This is a genomic window from Akkermansia muciniphila ATCC BAA-835, from assembly GCF_000020225.1.
Taxonomy (GTDB): Bacteria; Verrucomicrobiota; Verrucomicrobiia; order Verrucomicrobiales; family Akkermansiaceae; genus Akkermansia; species Akkermansia muciniphila.
This window is the reverse complement of sequence record NC_010655.1, coordinates 1,806,515-1,823,191: the sequence shown is the minus strand read 5'-3', so window position 1 is coordinate 1,823,191 and position 16,677 is coordinate 1,806,515. Positions and strand designations below refer to the sequence as shown.

Genomic DNA, 16,677 nt, shown 5'->3' with positions numbered 1-16,677 from the left:
CCGGTAATCCTCTCCCAGGCCATTCGTCCGTAAGAGAAAACATCCGGCTGACCCAATGGGTACACCTCAAGCAAGATAGGGTCAAACCGGCCTGGGATAAAATCCGGCTCATAAAAAAGAGTCCCAAAAACAAAGTTAAAAAGGTTCTTTTTTACCCCGCGTTCATCTCATCAATCAAATCCTGATAGGTAGCCACTTTGTGATACTTCACATTTGCCGTTGAGATAGAGTTGAACAACTTCTCCGCACATGCGATTTTTGCCTTTTCGATGGCACTCAAATCCATTGATGACATGGAGCCTTTGGTCTCGGCAATGAAAAAGATGTGTTTCACTCCGTCTTTCGTCATAGCGATAGCCCAGTCGGGGGCATAGTTGCCTACCGGAGTGGGTATTTGGAAAGTACGGGGCAGTTTGGCATAGACCACCACTTCATGGGCCTCGTCAAGGTCATGGGCGAATTGGCGTTCCCCCTTGCTGTCGCTGAACACATAATCGGTGATATGCTTCTTCGCCTCGTATGCCCGGTCAAAATCCATTCTGCTCTTCACGGTGAAGATGCTGCTGTCGTATTTGCCTTCCGTCATGTTGTAGCGGATGGCCTCCACAATCATCGTGGCCTTCTGCTCCTTGATGATGCTTACAGCCTTGCGGATAAACTCCTCGGGGTTGTTCTTGAACAGGTAAAGCTTGCTCGTCTGGATGCCTTGCAGTATCTTCACCACTGTGCGGCGGGTGAGATTGGCGCCTTTGGCTATGTCGCCCACAAGGTCGTAGCGGACGGTGGAAGTGCAGACATCGGTCAGTTGCCTGGATTGGGAACGGGTGTCTCCGAAGTCAGTTACCTGCTCCTCATCCTGCGTTCCCTCCACCATCACATAGCGGAGCCGCTTTACCTCCAGTTCGGAATTGATGTGCAGGATGGCTTTTTCTATCAGCTCGTTGCTGTCGTAGCTTACCGTATAAACATACTGGTGGTTTATCTCGTTCCACAAAGCTTGGAATTCGGCTTTTTGGAAGTTTTCGTTAAGTTTGTTGTCCGGCGTGGTTGTCTTCTCCTCCACCACCATGTCGTCGAGTGCCTTCGGGTCGAAGATGGAGTTTATCAGACGGACTACCCCCTCAGCTATCGGTTGCAGCCTGGGCGGCAATGGAGCCACCGTGCCGTTTGCCACGGCCTCACGGTAATCCGGCGTGATGTGCTTGTCCTCGTCAATATAGCCGTTGTCTTCCAGATAGATGATGATGCGGCTGGCTTCCGTTTCGGTAATGGTATGTATTTCCTCCCCAATCTTAATCTGCCTGTCTTGAAAATAGGCGACCGTTGCCTTGGCTGCGCGCTCACGCAACACTTCCCGTGTCTCCTTTTGCAGGGCTGTGGTAAAATCCGCATAGCTCTCGTTGGCTATCACGGTCAGTTTGTTCACCTCATGCACGTCTTCCCCCAGCAGTTCCTTGTCCATGCGCACGCCGTTCCTGTCCACGCAGATACGCAAACCGCGCCCTACCTCCTGACGTTTGGCGGTGGAGGAGTTGGAATGGCGCAGCGTGCAAATCTGAAATACATTGGGATTGTCCCACCCCTCACGCAGTGCCGAGTGCGAGAAGATGAAGCGTGTCGGCTCCTCAAAGCTCAGCAGGCGTTCCTTGTTCTTCAGGATAAGGTCGTAAGCGGAAATGTCGTCTGACAGTCCCGTCTTCTTTTCCACCTTGCCGTCAATCACCCGGTTAGTCTTTTTGTCTATGGAGAAATAACCCCGATGCACGTCCTGGGGCAGGAAACGGCGGAGGTATTCGTTGTAGTCCTCATCCCAGATGTAGAACTCCTCATTCACCAACCTCGCATATTCCTCCTCGAACATTTTCTGGAACACGCCTTTCACTTCCTCCCCGTTCTCATCGTAGCTCTTGTACTTCGCCACCTCGTCGATGAAAAAGAGGGACAGGCACTTGATGCCCCGCTTGAAAAGCTGGCGTTCTTTCTCCAAGTGCGACATGATGGTCTCCCGGATTTGCACCCGCTGCATGTCCAGCTCATCCGGGTCGCCTATCACCTCGCCCCTGCGTATGGTCACGCCGTTGAGAAAGGTCACATAGCCGTTCATGTTGATTTCCGACACCACAAAGTTGTCGTACTCGGCCAGCCCGGACTCTTCGCGCAGGTTGTCGCCCACGCCGAATGTTTTTATCTTCCTGACGATGCTGCCTGAAGCATTCTTCACCTCCAGCTCAATGCGCGCTTCCGGCGGACGTTTGGGCGACAACACGATGTTGTCGAGATAGAGATACCCGCTCGTTCCCCGGAGGTTCTTCACTTCAAAACCTTTCACATGAATGCGCTTCACCAGCTTCTGCCGGTAAGCGTCCAAAGCATCCAGCGCATAGATGGTATCGTGCCTGGTCGTGTGCGTAGCCGAATAGTTCAGCACGAACAGTGGGTTGAAGCGTTTGATGCCCGCCTGCGTGGCATCGCCCTCCATCTTCTGCGGTTCGTCCATGATAATGATGGGACGGTTGGCGGCAATCACGTCTATGGGACGGCGGCTGCCGAACTCATCACGCTCGGAGTAAATAATCCTGCTCTCCTTGCTTCTGCCGCCCTCCTTCATCGAGGAGGCGAAAGCCTGCGTGTTGATAATCATCACGCTCAACCCGGAATCAGATGAAAAACTGTCGAGTTGTTGCAGGTTGCCGCTGTTGTAAATGAACCACCGCGCTTTCTTGCCGTAGTGTTCCATGAAGTGCTCCTCCAACATGCGGAAACTCTTTGCCACGCCCTCACGGATGGCGATGCTCGGCACCACCACGATGAATTTGCTCCAGCCGTACTGTTTATTCAGCTCAAACATCGTCTTGATATAGACGTATGTCTTTCCCGTTCCGGTCTCCATCTCTATGTCGAGATTCACCGCACCGATACCCTTTGAAAGGGAAGAAGACGGCGTGATGTCATACAGATTCTGAATGGTATTGATGTTTTTCAACAGGGCTTTCCCATCCAGTTCCACGCAGTGGTTCCTGTATCCTGTTTCATCATCGAAATCCAACTGTCGTTGTGCCTGCCGTCCGCGGTCGAGGCGATATCCCTCTATGGCGTACGAGGGCTGCCCCGTGAAGACAGCCACGGTATTCTCCACCGCCTCCGTCTGATATTGTTGTATCTTAAACTTGAATTTCATGACTACAGTATTCTGCAATTCGTGTCGGGCGAGTAGTGGCGGAATATCTGCTCGAAATTGTCTATCACGTTGTCGTTGGCTGCCGAAGCGTCGCGCATCACGAAATATACCGGCTTCAGTCTGGCGATTTCCGTAATGGCGGATTCATTCACGTCCTTGTCGAAACAGGCTATCAGATAGTTCCCGTCCACAAAATGCACGTTCTTTCCTGCCATTTGCCGCGTCTCAATCTTTGCCGAGAGTTCAATGCCGAGGTCGAGCATCACTTGGAACAGCAAATCTTCGCTGCTGCGGTCGGGCTTCACATTCTCATTGAACAAGGATTGCTCGTCAAACTCTTGCGGAGTGTAATAGACATTTTCCATATTGCTGCTGTCGAGTTTCAGCACGCGGAAACCGGTGTCGAGCTTATCGATGCCTTCCTTGTCGGCATTCTCTTCCTTGATTTTTTTTCCGGCACGGCGGATGCGTTCTTTGCCTATCTCACAGATATTCTTATATCCGGCTTTATAGGCTTCGCTCTTCTCATCGGTCAATTCGGGAAGCTGCACCATGATGAATTTGCGATTGCCGCCGTCCTCGGCATTGAGTTTCATCACAGCATGGGCGGTCGATGAACTACCGCTAAAGAAGTCTATAATAGTAAAATCTGTAGTTCCGCCATTTATATTTAGACTTAATAAAAATTTTATTAAATCAGAAGGCTTTGGAAAATCAAAGATACGTTTATCCCCCATAAGCTCTGCAAATTCTTTTGTACCCTCTTGATTGAAGACAGATGCAATTAGAGATAACGGTGTACCTTTACGCATTTTTCCGTTTTTATCTCTAAGATATTGTTTGAAACGTACACTATATCCACTTGAATTTTTTGAAATCACGATTTCATTATTTGCATAAGCAGCGTCAAATTTATCTTTACTCCAAATCCATCTACCTCCCTTTGGAGGCTTGATTATATTGCCTTCATGTAAAATATCGTACATTAAATTTACTCTTGCACCCTTACTTGTGCTTGCCAAAGGTTGCGTAACGTACCCTCCTCTGGTACTATACTTTTCATCAGTTTTATTATAGCTTGATATTAAGTCTTCTGATAAGTCTGAACTTATACTCACTATTGGAGTTTTTGAATATGCTAATATATATTCGTGAACATAAGCCACAGAATTTGTGCCCCCTCCTGCTCCATACTTGTTTTTCCAAACAAATTGACATATGCAATTAGATTCGCTGAAGATCTCGTCGCATATTTTTCGGAGGTTTTCGATTTCATTATTATCAATGGAAATGAAAATCACGCCGTCTTCAGAGAGCAAGTCGCGGGCCACCTTCAGCCTCGGATATATCATATTCAGCCAATCCGTATGAAAACGCCCGTTGCTTTCCGTATTCCGCAACATCGGGTCAATCGTCTGATTCCCCTCTTCATCGAACAAGCCGCTGTTTTGCTCAAACTCCGACTTGCCTTGTGCAAACTCGTCATTGTACACAAAGTCGTTGCCCGTGTTGTAAGGCGGGTCAATATAAATCATCTTCACTTTGCCGAGGTATGTCTCACGCAACACCTTCAGCACATCAAGGTTGTCACCCTCGATATAAAGATTCTGCGTGTTGTCAAAATCCACCGATTCCTCCCGACACGGGCGGAGCGTCATTGTCGTGGGAGTGTTCGCCAAACGGTTTGCCGCCCGCTTGTCCGGCCAAGTGAACTGATAGCGTTCCTCCCCTTCTGCAAGAATATCGTTGGATAACTCCGCTTCCAATTTTTCAAAGTCGATAGCCAGTTCCGGCTTGCCGTTCTTACCTAACCGTTCCGTAACGCAGTTCGGGAACAATCGCGCTATCTTATTTATGTTGGAGCTTGTCACATCGTGGCTCTGCATTTTCAATTTGTCCATTTATAGGTTTGATTTTAGTTTTTTGATTATTTCAAAATACTCCCGTTTGCGCCGAGGCTGTTTCTCACTTGCCATCTTCCGCACCAAAGCAGCAATCTGAGCAAGGGTTTTCGCTCGTTGTTCATTGGTTTGTATCTGCTGTGTAAGAGTCTTGCCCTGTTCCATCTCAATGCCGCCGATGCTCTTCACGATATTCTCCCAAACGGCATCCAGATTCAATCCCGAAAACGCAATCTTCGCTTCCCCTGTCGGCATCCATGCGGAACGGATAAGCCTGTCGGCATGATAAACGGCGAATTGCGTGTCCGCCTCAAACTGCAAGGCAAACAGGATATTCTGCGGAATGAGCCGGGATAACAGGGCGATGCTCTTGCTATCGTAATCCTTCCGCTTCAGCTGCACGGCAAGCATATAGATGTCCTTGATGTTTTCTCCCGCCGCAATGGCCGGCAATGTTGCCGGAGACAAGACCGCCACAATATCCATGCGGCTCACATCGGCATCGAAGCCGTCGCGCTGCGAGGGCTTCAGGTCGAACTTCGCATATACGGCCTTTTTCGGCAATTGCTTCTTGCGTTCCGTAGTGATGGGCAGTCCGTACATACTCACTTGATGACGAGAAAACAGATTAATTCAAAGTCGTCCAGCCCGCGTATCTCTTCCGTGAAGAGCAAACCTTGCACGCCGCTCAGGAAACTGTCGATGTCGCTCTCTTCCTTCACATGGATGATGGAGGAGATAGCATCGCCCAACAGTCCGGAATACCGCCGCATGTTCTTCCCGTCGGAAGTGGCCTTGTTGAACTCCCGGCATAGCTCCATGTCCGGTGCGGTCTTGCCTTTGCACAGGAAGCGCAGGCGATCGAGCATCTCCTTGGGTGAAAGATGATTGACCACCACTTCCCTGCTCTCCGAGATATAGACCATATAGAAAGGATGCAGGCGGTTCCTGTGGTCAATATTCACGCCGTTGTTACGGTTTTTCAATACGAACACCGCTCCGGCAGGCGCACCGTCACTTGCGGGTACCACGGCATGAAGACCGAAAGGCATATGCTCCAGGCCGGGAGCGTCTTTCAGGCAGGCAAGCAGGTCAAGACGGAACTCGTTCAGCCCCAAATCCATGATGGAAACGCCCGTGTTCATCTCCTCCATGTCCACCACCTCGCTCTGCAGGCGTTTCAGTTGCTCGCGCCGGTATTCAAGGTCGCCTTTCTCTTCAGGCGATATGGGATTGTCATCGCCCGTACTTGTCAGCACCGACACCTTCATGCGGGCTTCCACCCGTCCTTTCAGGTCGATGTATTCGTCAAGGGTCACGTCCGGCCAGTAGTTCACAAGCTGAATCACCTCGTTGCGCGAGCCAATGCGGTCGATACGCCCGAAACGCTGAATGATGCGCACGGGATTCCAATGGATGTCGTAATTGATGAGACAGTCACAATCCTGCAAGTTCTGTCCCTCGCTGATGCAGTCGGTAGCGATAAGCACGTCTATCTCCTCCCGGATGTGCGGATAAATGGCAGACTTCTCCTTTGAAATTGGAGAGAAGAGCGTAAGCACCTTATTGAAGTCGAGCTTCTCGCGTTGTGGAAGGCGCAATGTACTGCGTGCTTCCACGTCTCCGGTGACGAGTGCCGTATGCAGCCCATACTTTTCCAGAATGGGAGCAGCCAGACAACCGTACAGGTATTCGGCGGTATCGGAGAACGCCGTGAAGATAATCACCTTCCTGTTGCCTGCATTGATGGGGCAGGCAAACTTGCCGCGCAAGTCGGCAATCAACTGTTGCAGCTTGCGGTCGTGTTCCGGAGTGATGGAGCCAATCATGAGCAGCAGAAGATCAAGGTTCTCCAAATCCTTTTTGAGGTAGCCGCGCCATGTGATGTGGTCAAGATCCTGCAGGGCAATTCTTGTCTTCTTGCCACCGATGAACATATCCGCCTCTCGATCATCGGCATCGAGATTCCGCGAAATATCCTCCCATTCAATGGAAAAGCTGTCGCCCTGATTCAACTCATCAAGCTGTCCGATGGTTGACGCTATCAACTTCCTGATTCTTTCAAGGGTGAGGCGGAAAGAATTGACCGAGCTTTCCAGACGTTTAAGCAGGTTGATGCTCATCAGGCGGCGTATTCCCTTCTCGCGTCCGGCTCTGCCGCGACCGTGGAAGTCGTTATCCTCGTCCATGTATTTTTTCCTCCGGCTTGGCAGAATGAAATCGGAAGGGGTATAAATGGCAAGGTTGAGGCGGCTGACAATTTCGTAAATCCCGTTATAGTTGATAGCCGTGTCGAGGTCAGTCAGGTTGGGACGGCGTGACAGCGGAGCCAGCCGCATGGGGAACTTGCCGATGTCCGCCGTATTGTAATACTGCTCTATATGCTTGCGGCTGCGGGCAATAGTAACGCTGTCGAGTACTTCAAAGAAGTCGAAGCTCAACCGGCTGAGCAGTTCTTTCGTAGTGCGCTCCTTCGGCGGGAGCTTCGTCCATATGTTGTATTCCTTCTGAGCCTGACGGAAAATGTCGTCAATGCCGGAAGACGTGTTCAACAGGGCATCCATCCTGCCGCACTCACCTTCGTAGGCAAGCTGTATCTGATTCTTCAAATCGTTGAAACGGTTGTTCACGGGCGTGGCCGAGAGCATCAGCACTTTTGTCTTGACCCCCGCCCGGATAACCTTGTTCAGCAGTTGCAGGTAGCGGTTCTCGCGCGGGTTGTCGTCATTCCCATCCGTTGTCACCTTGCCGCCGTTTCGGAAATTATGGCTCTCGTCTATGACCACAAGGTCGTAGTTGCCCCAGTTGATATGGTCCAAGTCCTGCCCGTTGGTCTTTCCACCCCGGCGTGACAGGTCAGAATGGAAGAACACGTCATAGCGCAGGCGGTCACGGGCGATGGGGTTGTTCAGATAGTTGCTCTTGTAGGTTATCCAGTTGTCGTTAAGTTTCTTCGGGCAAAGCACAAGCACTGACTTGTTGCGGTTCTCGTAATACTTGATGACCGAGAGGGCGGTAAACGTCTTGCCCAATCCCACGCTGTCGGCAAGGATGCAGCCGTTGTACTTTTCCAACTTGTTGATGATGGCAAGGCAGGCATCCTTCTGGAAATTATATAGTTTGTTCCATATCTGGCTTTCCTTGAATCCGGTTGCCTCGTTGGGCAGGTCGTCTTCGGAGAGGTTGTCAAGGAATTCACGGAAGATATTGTACAAGGTGACGAAATAGATGAAGTCGGGGGCGTTCTCCTTATAGACATTGCTGATGTTGTCGAGTATCTTGTCCGTGACTACCTGCATCTTCGCGCTGTCATTCCAAAGCTGATCGAAAAGGAAAAGGTATTGCTGCGAGAAAGGAGCCTCGAACTTGTTTATCACCGTGTAGGCGTTGTCGCCCCGCTCGCATCCCAATTCCACCGTGGTAAATCCGGTGACGGGCATATACGCCTTGTCGTCAACGGTGGCGAAGCCCATCATGTTCTCTCCCGTATAGTTGGACTTGAAGCAGGCTTTCCGCCTGATCCATTCGGCGCACTCTTTGGCAATGGCTTTTTGCGAAAGCTCGTTGCGCAATTTTATCTCAAACTCAGAGCCATAGAGATTGCCCTCCCTGTTCAACCGTGGAATATAGAACTCCCGTTTTTGCTTGTTGGCTTTCTCGGTGACGAAAGTCGGGGAGGTAAAGATAAAGCGCAACTCCTCAATGTCTTTAAGCTGCGCTTTCAGCTCCTCAAAGGCGTAAATGGAAAAGCACGAAGCGGCAATGGCAACTTTGCTGCCGTCGTGCAACTCCCTGGTCAAATCCCCTTTCAGGGTCTTGTTTATGTTATCTATAAGCTCCATTCTACTATTATCCCTAATTAAGAGATTGAGTTCCATTCAAAGTTAAAATGCAACCTTTTACATTTTTACAAAACCCTAATTTTTAGAAGCAATATTTAAGATCAGACAACAAATATTTGTAATCTATAAGTGTATCTGGATATTTCATATATAACTATGGTAAAAATGATTTGCCAATTCAACAAAAGAACCCCAATAAGAAACATTAAGTGAAAGCAGTCCATATTTTTTTACGGGATTAAGCAGAATAGTCTTACTGTAAAATTTCAACATCATTCAAATACCAACATCTGGCAATATATCCAGCGAAAGGCAGAGAAGGTGACCGAAACAAAATTAAATTAAACAATTCAGTTTTTATATTTTAAATTTAAATCCTCTAATTGTATGAATGAGATATATCATTAGAATTAATTAGAAAATCCATAATAAATAGTTATCAGTTATGCGAGAAGGTAATGCTGAGGGATAGCTCTACAAATTTTATTCTCGTTAGCAATATTATTTTTTAGGTTTTTACAAGTGCATTTTTACATCACAAAAATATCAATTCGATCAAATAAAAAAATCTAACAGATATTTATTACATATTCCATTTATAGTAAATCATTTTTATCTACCTTAATTCCACCCACACGCCGCGGTGGTCGCTGGCCTGGAGCGAGGGGGGAGAGTCAAGGATGCCCATGGGAGGCTTGCGGCCGAGGCGCTTTTTCAGAGTATTGTTCAGGAAAAGATGGTCGAAGGAATGGTAGGTGTCACCGTCTTCGTAGTAAATGGTCCAGGTCTCACCACGAGAATCCCTGGGCTTCAAACGGTTCAGGCGGTATTCCGTTTTGGCCGGCCCCTGGATGACCTGCACGGCGCTGTCTGACGGGCCGTCATTAAAATCTCCGTACAGAAGCAGAGGCATGCCGTCCTGAGAGGCAAGAGCTTCATTCAGGTAGTCCCGCAGGGCGTAGGCTTCCCTTCTCCGTGTGTCTTCTGCGGAACCGTCACGGCTGAGGCGTGATTTCAGATGAATGCCCACCAGGCGGAACAGCCGTCCGTCCGGCATGCTGACCGTGGCGTCCAGAATGCCCCGCAGCATCGTCTTTTTCCGTTTCGCCTCTCCGGATACAGGCATGTCCGTTACGGAACGGTCATCCGCGATGCGGTATTTGGAAAGAAGGGCCAAACCACGGTCCTCCCCGTCCCGCATGACAAGAACTTTGTACGGCAAATGAACTCCTTTTCTTTTCAGCCGCATTTGCAAGTCACGAACGGCAGCCTCCCCGCCCATTTCACACAGCCCCACGATTTCCGCCCCCGATTGGCGAACCAGCTCCGCCACGGCTTCACGGGCTTCCACAGGCTTGTATTTTACCTGAAAATTGCTTCTCCTCGGGTCTTCCGGCACAAAGTAGTTTCCGGCGTTCATGGTCAGCAAACGAACGGGCTCCCCCTTGTCGGGGATTTCCACCTTCTCCCGAACCGTCTGCCGCTCTTCCCTCTGGCGGGAGGGAACCGCCTGCGGTTCATTATCCAGCGGCGCCCACTCCGTCAAACCGTACCCCACCACCGCGCACAACGCAATCAGGGCCGCAATGACGGAGGTTCCCCTGCGTTTTGACGTTTTCCTGATCATGTCCGTTTCCCTGAAAGATTTTTTCCACGACGGACGTAGTGAATGAACAGGCTGGACCGTGCAGAATTTTCCGGCCTATTACTCGGCTTTCGCTTCACTTCCATCCGTAGTTCATGATAAACCATGAATGTGCCCCCATTGCAACCCCATAACGAGTCCCAGCCTGACGAGCAGACACTTTCCCAATACGCGGAACATACCAGGAAAAGCCTGATCGCGCGTTTGGAAAACTGGGAAGACCAGCGTACCTGGGATGAATTTTACCGGACATATTGGCGGCTTATTTATTCCGTCGCCCTCAAGGCCGGATTAAGGGAAGACGAGGCCTGGGACGTGGTACAGGAAACCATTCTTTCCATCGCCAAGCAGAGCAGGAAAAATATTTACAAACCGGAACAGGGTTCCTTCAAACTCTGGCTATGGAACATGACCCGCTGGCGCATCAATGACCAGTTCCGCAAGCGGAAAAAGGACACGGCCATGCTGATGAACCCTGATGCCACGGATACCCTGGAACACCCCATCGACAAAATCCCGGATGAAGGGAAGAATAATTTTGACCAGGTATGGGAACGGGAATGGCAGAATAACCTTCTTCAGGCGGCTCTGGAACGCGTCAAAGCAAAAGTGTCGCCCAAGCAGTTCCAGATTTTTGACTATTATGTCCTGCGGGAGTGGGACGCGGCCAAGGTCCGCCGGCAGCTCGGCGTCACGATTGCCCAGGTCTATCTGGCAAAGCACCGCGTAGGAAGCGCTTTGAAGAAAGAACTGCAATTTCTTCAATCCCAGGAAAAGGAAAAAGAAAAATAGGAGTCCATCTTAAAAACCAGCCGGTGTCCTTCATACGCGTTCCCCCGGCCAGGCCTCCTTTCAGAAAGGATTCCTTTATTTTGCCTCTTGCCAAGACAGCGGTTTTATCGTTAGATTAAGGGCAACTGCAATGCCGCCCTCACGCAACAGACATTCCGCCCAGAGAGTTTTTACCTGGGACAAAATCAAAATGGCCCTGGCGGCGGCGGAAGAAGGATTTTATATCTGGAATATTAAAACGGGCGTCATTCATTACACGGACCGCTGCCTGACCATGATGGGGGCCAGCCGCAAGGAGAAAGCCCCCAATATCTTCACCCAGCCGGAGCTTACCATACACGAGGAAGACCAGGCTTTTTTTTCCCAGGAAGTGCGCCGTTATCTGGACGGCCACTCCCATGTGCCCATGCGCATTGAAATCCGGATGAAGAAGCTGAACTCCAAAAGCTGGAGCTGGGTCCGCGTCAACGGACTCGCCCGCAGGGACAAGCAGCGCCGGCCCGTTATGCTGGTGGGCGTATGGGTCAATATTACCCGGCGGAAAACAGCGGAACTGCGTGCTGCGGAGGACAGGGACCTGTTTCATACCCTGATTGAACACATTCCCGACAGTATCTATTTCAAGAACCGGGAATCACGTTTCGTCCTGGCGAATACCGCCACAGCCAATAAGCTGGGCGTACCGACGCCGGCAGACCTGACCGGACGCACGGACGATTACTTTTTTGACCAAACGATGTCCGATATTTCCCGCAAGGAGGAAATGGACATCATGGTTACCGGACGCCCCATCCGCGCCCGCCTTCATCATGAGACATGGCTCCACAAGGATGATTCCTGGAGCCAGATCAGCAAGTTCCCGTGGTACGGACGCAACGGAGAGCTAAAGGGAATTGTAGGTATTTCCAGTGATGTCACCAAACTGGTGAAGACTGAAATCAAGGCCACGGAAACGGCCCGCATCCTGGAGGAACGCAACAGAACTCTGGAAAAGGAAATAGATTTGGCCAGGGAAATCCAGTTCGCCCTGCTTCCCTACGAAATTCCCTCCCGCTCCCATACGGAACACGGCCTGACCCGCCATGCGGATTTTCACCATATTTTCACTCCTTCGGAGGGGGTTGCAGGAGACTGGTTCGATGCTTTTCCCGTAGGCAGTTCCGGCGTCGGCGCCATTGTCTGCGACGTGATGGGCCACGGCATCCGCGCCGCCCTGATCGCCTCCATGCTCCGCGGCCTGATGGAACAGTTGTCCCACCTGGCGGATAACCCGGCGGCTTTCCTTACTTCCCTCAACCACCAGCTCGCCAAAATCCTGCAACGGGCGAACACCACCATGTTTGCCTCTGCCGTTTATATTTACCTGGATCTGGAAACCGGGGTCATGACGGCTTCTACAGCCGGGCATCCGCATCCCATCATTATGGGACCGGACGGAGTCGCCCGCAAAATGCCGCTGCCCAAAGGAATCGCCCTGGGGCTGCTGGATGACGCTACGTACCATAATGCCCAGTTTTCGCTCCTGGCGGGGTCCCGCATCCTGATGTACACGGACGGCCTGACGGAAGCAGCCAACCAGGACGGGGAAGAAATGGGCGTGGAAAGGCTGATTGACTATTTCAATAATTCCTCCCCCCACAGCACCAAGGATTTTGTCCATCAGGCCCTTACCTGCGTAGCCAAATTTACCGGCTGCACCAATCAGGCCGACGATATCTGCATGCTGGGCATCAGCTATTCCGAACACGAGGCAGAAACGGACGGCTAACAGCCGGTTCCTGCTCCTGACGTTTCCCAAACCTGCTTCCTCTTCCCTGGCCGGCTGCATCCCGGAATTATCCGCGGGGGGGAAACCCTACATGCACCCCTTTTCCCCGCAGCATGAGGACCGACAGCCTTCCCCTGCCGCAAATGGAAGGGAAGGCGCTATGTCGTCTCCGGACAATCATCCGGAGAAAATTTGAAATGACGCCAAAATGGAACGCCCAGCATCCAAATGGAAAACAAGGCTTCCAGCCCCCCCGCCACGACAATCGTCATCTGGACACCCCAGGCATCCACCACAGCTCCCCACCCCATGGCCGCCAGCGGCTGCACACCGATGGTGACAATGCTGAACAGCCCCAGAATGGCCGACTTGCGTTCCGGGGGCGACAGAAGCTGCACGGCGGATGAAGAAGTAACAAAGAGGGAAGAAGTGGCCAAACCGGCAAAAAAGAAACAGAGGGCCTGCACTTCCACCACCGGGATGGCGCCTGCCACGCACAGTGCGCATCCCATCCACAGGGTGCCTGAGGAAAGCTTGGCTCCCACCCTGTCGCTTTTGCGTGCAAACGGCAGGACAAAGAGGATGCTCACCATGGCTCCGGCTCCGACCGCACCCAGAATGAGGCCGGTATTCCTGGGATTTCCGTGCATCAATGCCGGAACAATCTGATAGAGAGATTGCCCGCAGATATTCTGAATCAGAGCGCTGATCATGATGAAAAGCAGGCTGCGCGTGGCAAGCACCGCCTTGAGGCCGGATGCTTTCCTTCCTGCGCCGCGCTGTTTTCTGGGAGCGGAGGTATCCGCAACGCGTCCCTTTAAGGCAACCAGGCAGCCAACCAGCGGAAGGCTTGCCGCCACATTGCCGCCAAAGGCGGTTCCGGCGCCCCATTCCGCAATAATGTAGCCGGCAAGCGCCGGCCCTATAGCCCGGCACGTATTAAATACCAGAGAATACATGCCCACGGCCTCCTGTAATTGCCGGCGCGGTATCAGGTCTCCCACAAAAGCCTGCTGTGTGGGAAAACCCACCGTCTGATTGACGCCCATCACCAGCCCGGCGGCGTATAAGTGCCACAGCTGGAGCATATCCAGCACAGTCAGCAGAAACAGGGCTACAGCCACCAGCCACTGGACGCACTGCACGGCTATGAGGAGTTTCCTCCGGTCAAAACGGTCCCCCAGCCCGGCAAGCAGCATGCCGCCCAGAAAGAAAGGAAGAGCGTTCAAGGCAGCCAACACCCCCACTGCCGTGGCGGAGCCTCCGGAAATATCGTACACAAGAATACCCATGGCCGTCACCTGCAACCACATTCCAATCAGGGCCGAAGCCTGCCCTGACCAGAATATTTGCAGGTTCCGCACCTGAAGGGGCTTGAAAAAGCCCAGCCAGTCATTCAGCCATTTCACAGCTCCGCCATCCTAGCCCCAGCCGGCGGAACCGTCCAGAAGCGAGTGCGGCAACGCCTCCTCCCCCCCCTGTTCCAGAACCTTCTTATTCCTCTGCGGTATAACAGGCCGGATAATCCTTGGAAGGAAGCCAGGCGGGAAGGTCTTTCATTCTGCCCGTAGCGCGTTCGGAAACCGGCGTACGCCAAATCTTAAAGAAAGGCCCCATGTTCTTTCCCGTGACCTTGGAAAAAGCGTTCATGACCCATTCCCATTTCTTTTCATCACTCAGTTCGCCGTTGTCATAAGGCTTGTCATGGAATTGAAGAGCCACCTGGCGGAAGGCGTCAAACCCCAGATAGTACATCAGCTCCACCCAGAAGAAGAGCTGCACCTTGTTGGGAGCCTCATTGTAAGTCTGGGTGCCTGAAAAATATTTTTTCATTTCCGCGCTCATGCCGTACGGCCCCATGCCGCCGCCCCAGCAGGATTCAAAGTCTTTTCCAGTCCCCATCACTTCACACACCATGGAGAATATGTTGACGGATACCTCCGTCTGGCCTTCCATCGTAAAGGGAGGGGATTGGTGGTTATGCCCCAGTTCATGCCACAAACCCCAGCTTCCGGAATGGATGATGGAACCGGTGGCAATGGAATTCGTCCAGTCCTTCGTGGCCATGGCGGGATAACCGGAATGCCCGGCCCCGGCGGATATCTGCCTGTCCACGACAAAGCGCATCGGATGATGCAGGCGGTCCGGCTTGGTATCCCATCCCATAATCCAGTCCTGAAGAGCCATGTTTTTTTGCAGAAATTCCGCCGTCTTCTGAACATCCGGACATTGTTTCAGCTGTTCCACGGGCATCGTGACAATAAGCCGGGGCATGCGGATTTCCCCCCACGGGGCCTTGGTATTTTCCAATTGTTCGGCCCATTGTTCCGGAGTGGTCTTCCCCATTACGAACAGAGGTGAAGGCACGGCTCCGGAAATCTGAACCTTGAAGACCTTTCCCCGTCTGGGACGCTGGCCTACATTCACATAAACAAGGCCGCCCATCGGATTCACCATTTTCACGCGCCCACGGCCAGCCGGAACCTGCATGGTTATTTCCGGCACTCTTTTCCATTCATCCAGCTTATGAAGGCTGTCCGTATGGCATCCTATGCGGACGCTGATCGAACCGTCTTTGGGAGCGCCGGACAGGGAACACGAAATTTCCGCCCCGGGCGGCGCATACAGTCCCGTACTATGCCAGCCTCCAATATTGGAATCTATCTCCACCGTCCGCCTGACCGTCTGGGCCCCATTCTCCGGAACGCCGGGAAAATCCTTCGCCGCCGGGCACGCCTTCAGCGAGGCAAGTTTGGCATCCTTCCATTCCCGGCATTTTTCCAGAAGCGCCTGCATGCGTCCGGCGTCTTTCCCTTTTTTCCACGGAGAGGAACCCGTGGGGAATTCCTCCATACCCTCCATTTTTTCCGCCTTGTCCCAGGACCATGTTTCCAGCAGCTTGTCTTTTTCCGTCTGGATATCATCCCTGCAAGGAATAGAATAAACGGAAAGCTCCGGCATCCGGTTTTTCACGGGTTGGGGAAAACGCCCTTCCGGTTCAGGCTCTTCCTCCACAGGAGTATCTTCCTCCTGCCTGCGGGCCTCTTCCTCACGTTCGCGCCGTTCCAGCTCCTCCCTTCTCCTTTTTTCCCGTTCTTCGCGTTCGGCCTGCTCCTGAAGCTTACGGGCCGCTTCCGCCGCCTGCCGCGCCTTCTCTTCCTGCGCTTCCTCATAAGCCTTCTGGGCCGCCAGCCGTTCCTTTTCCTTCTTCTCCCTGATTTCCCGTTCCCGTTTTATTCGCTGTTTCTCCGCAGCTTCCCTGGCCTTCTTCTCCTTCAATTTACGTTCGGCGGTCAATTCCTGGGCCGCTTTTCTTTTTGCCAGGTTATCCTGGTAAAGATAATATCCGGCTCCGGCACCGCAAACCAGCAGCAACACTAAAAACCAGCCCACGGCGGAACCTCTGGAAACGCTACGGGAAAAAGAGGGAATGTTCATGTAATCGGGATTGGGAAAGAATCTTTCCCATTTCTGCATTGCAGGCATTCCTTGTCAATACGATTCTTCCCCTTCCGGGAGCGCCTTGATGAAAGAAACATGTTGAAAGCCGA

The 16,677-nt window shown here is 51.9% G+C and carries 9 protein-coding genes; 2 read left to right on the top strand and 7 right to left on the bottom strand.

Annotation, left to right across the window (positions count from 1 at the left end; genetic code table 11):
- Positions 1 to 151 precede the first annotated feature (151 nt).
- From AMUC_RS08145 to AMUC_RS08125, 5 genes are all read right to left on the bottom strand, one after another.
- Positions 152 to 3,178, bottom strand: coding sequence for a type III restriction-modification system endonuclease (locus AMUC_RS08145; protein WP_012420558.1), 3,027 nt, complete (start codon positions 3,176 to 3,178; stop codon positions 152 to 154).
- A 2-nt stretch (positions 3,179 to 3,180) separates the two neighbouring features.
- Positions 3,181 to 5,079 (bottom strand): site-specific DNA-methyltransferase, encoded by a 1,899-nt coding sequence (locus AMUC_RS08140; protein WP_012420557.1) that lies wholly within the window; start codon positions 5,077 to 5,079, stop codon positions 3,181 to 3,183.
- Entirely contained in the window at positions 5,080 to 5,682 is a 603-nt protein-coding gene (locus AMUC_RS08135) for a DUF4391 domain-containing protein (RefSeq protein ID WP_012420556.1), read from the bottom strand.
- Positions 5,683 to 5,684: 2 nt separating this feature from the next.
- The gene (locus AMUC_RS08130; RefSeq protein ID WP_012420555.1) at positions 5,685 to 8,921 is read right to left on the bottom strand and encodes a helicase-related protein; all 3,237 of its coding nucleotides are present in this window, start codon (positions 8,919 to 8,921) and stop codon (positions 5,685 to 5,687) included.
- Between the two features lie 616 nt (positions 8,922 to 9,537).
- Positions 9,538 to 10,548, bottom strand: a complete 1,011-nt coding sequence (locus AMUC_RS08125; RefSeq protein WP_012420554.1) for an endonuclease/exonuclease/phosphatase family protein — start codon at positions 10,546 to 10,548, stop codon at positions 9,538 to 9,540.
- Between the two features lie 123 nt (positions 10,549 to 10,671).
- Between AMUC_RS08125 and AMUC_RS08120 the strand changes: the two genes are divergently transcribed.
- Together AMUC_RS08120 and AMUC_RS08115 are read left to right on the top strand one after the other, a co-directional pair.
- Positions 10,672 to 11,358 carry an RNA polymerase sigma factor gene (locus tag AMUC_RS08120; protein ID WP_012420553.1) on the top strand — a complete coding sequence of 229 codons (687 nt, stop codon included), beginning with the start codon at positions 10,672 to 10,674 and terminating at the stop codon, positions 11,356 to 11,358.
- Positions 11,359 to 11,488: 130 nt separating this feature from the next.
- Complete coding sequence (locus AMUC_RS08115; protein WP_012420552.1) at positions 11,489 to 13,126, top strand: SpoIIE family protein phosphatase; 1,638 nt, start codon at positions 11,489 to 11,491, stop codon at positions 13,124 to 13,126.
- A 158-nt stretch (positions 13,127 to 13,284) separates the two neighbouring features.
- On the opposite strand, the gene AMUC_RS08110 is transcribed toward AMUC_RS08115, so the two are convergent.
- Complete coding sequence (locus AMUC_RS08110) at positions 13,285 to 14,535, bottom strand: MFS transporter (RefSeq protein ID WP_012420551.1); 1,251 nt, start codon at positions 14,533 to 14,535, stop codon at positions 13,285 to 13,287.
- Between the two features lie 85 nt (positions 14,536 to 14,620).
- Complete coding sequence (locus AMUC_RS08105) at positions 14,621 to 16,564, bottom strand: M60 family metallopeptidase (RefSeq protein WP_157738267.1); 1,944 nt, start codon at positions 16,562 to 16,564, stop codon at positions 14,621 to 14,623.
- Positions 16,565 to 16,677 lie beyond the last annotated feature (113 nt).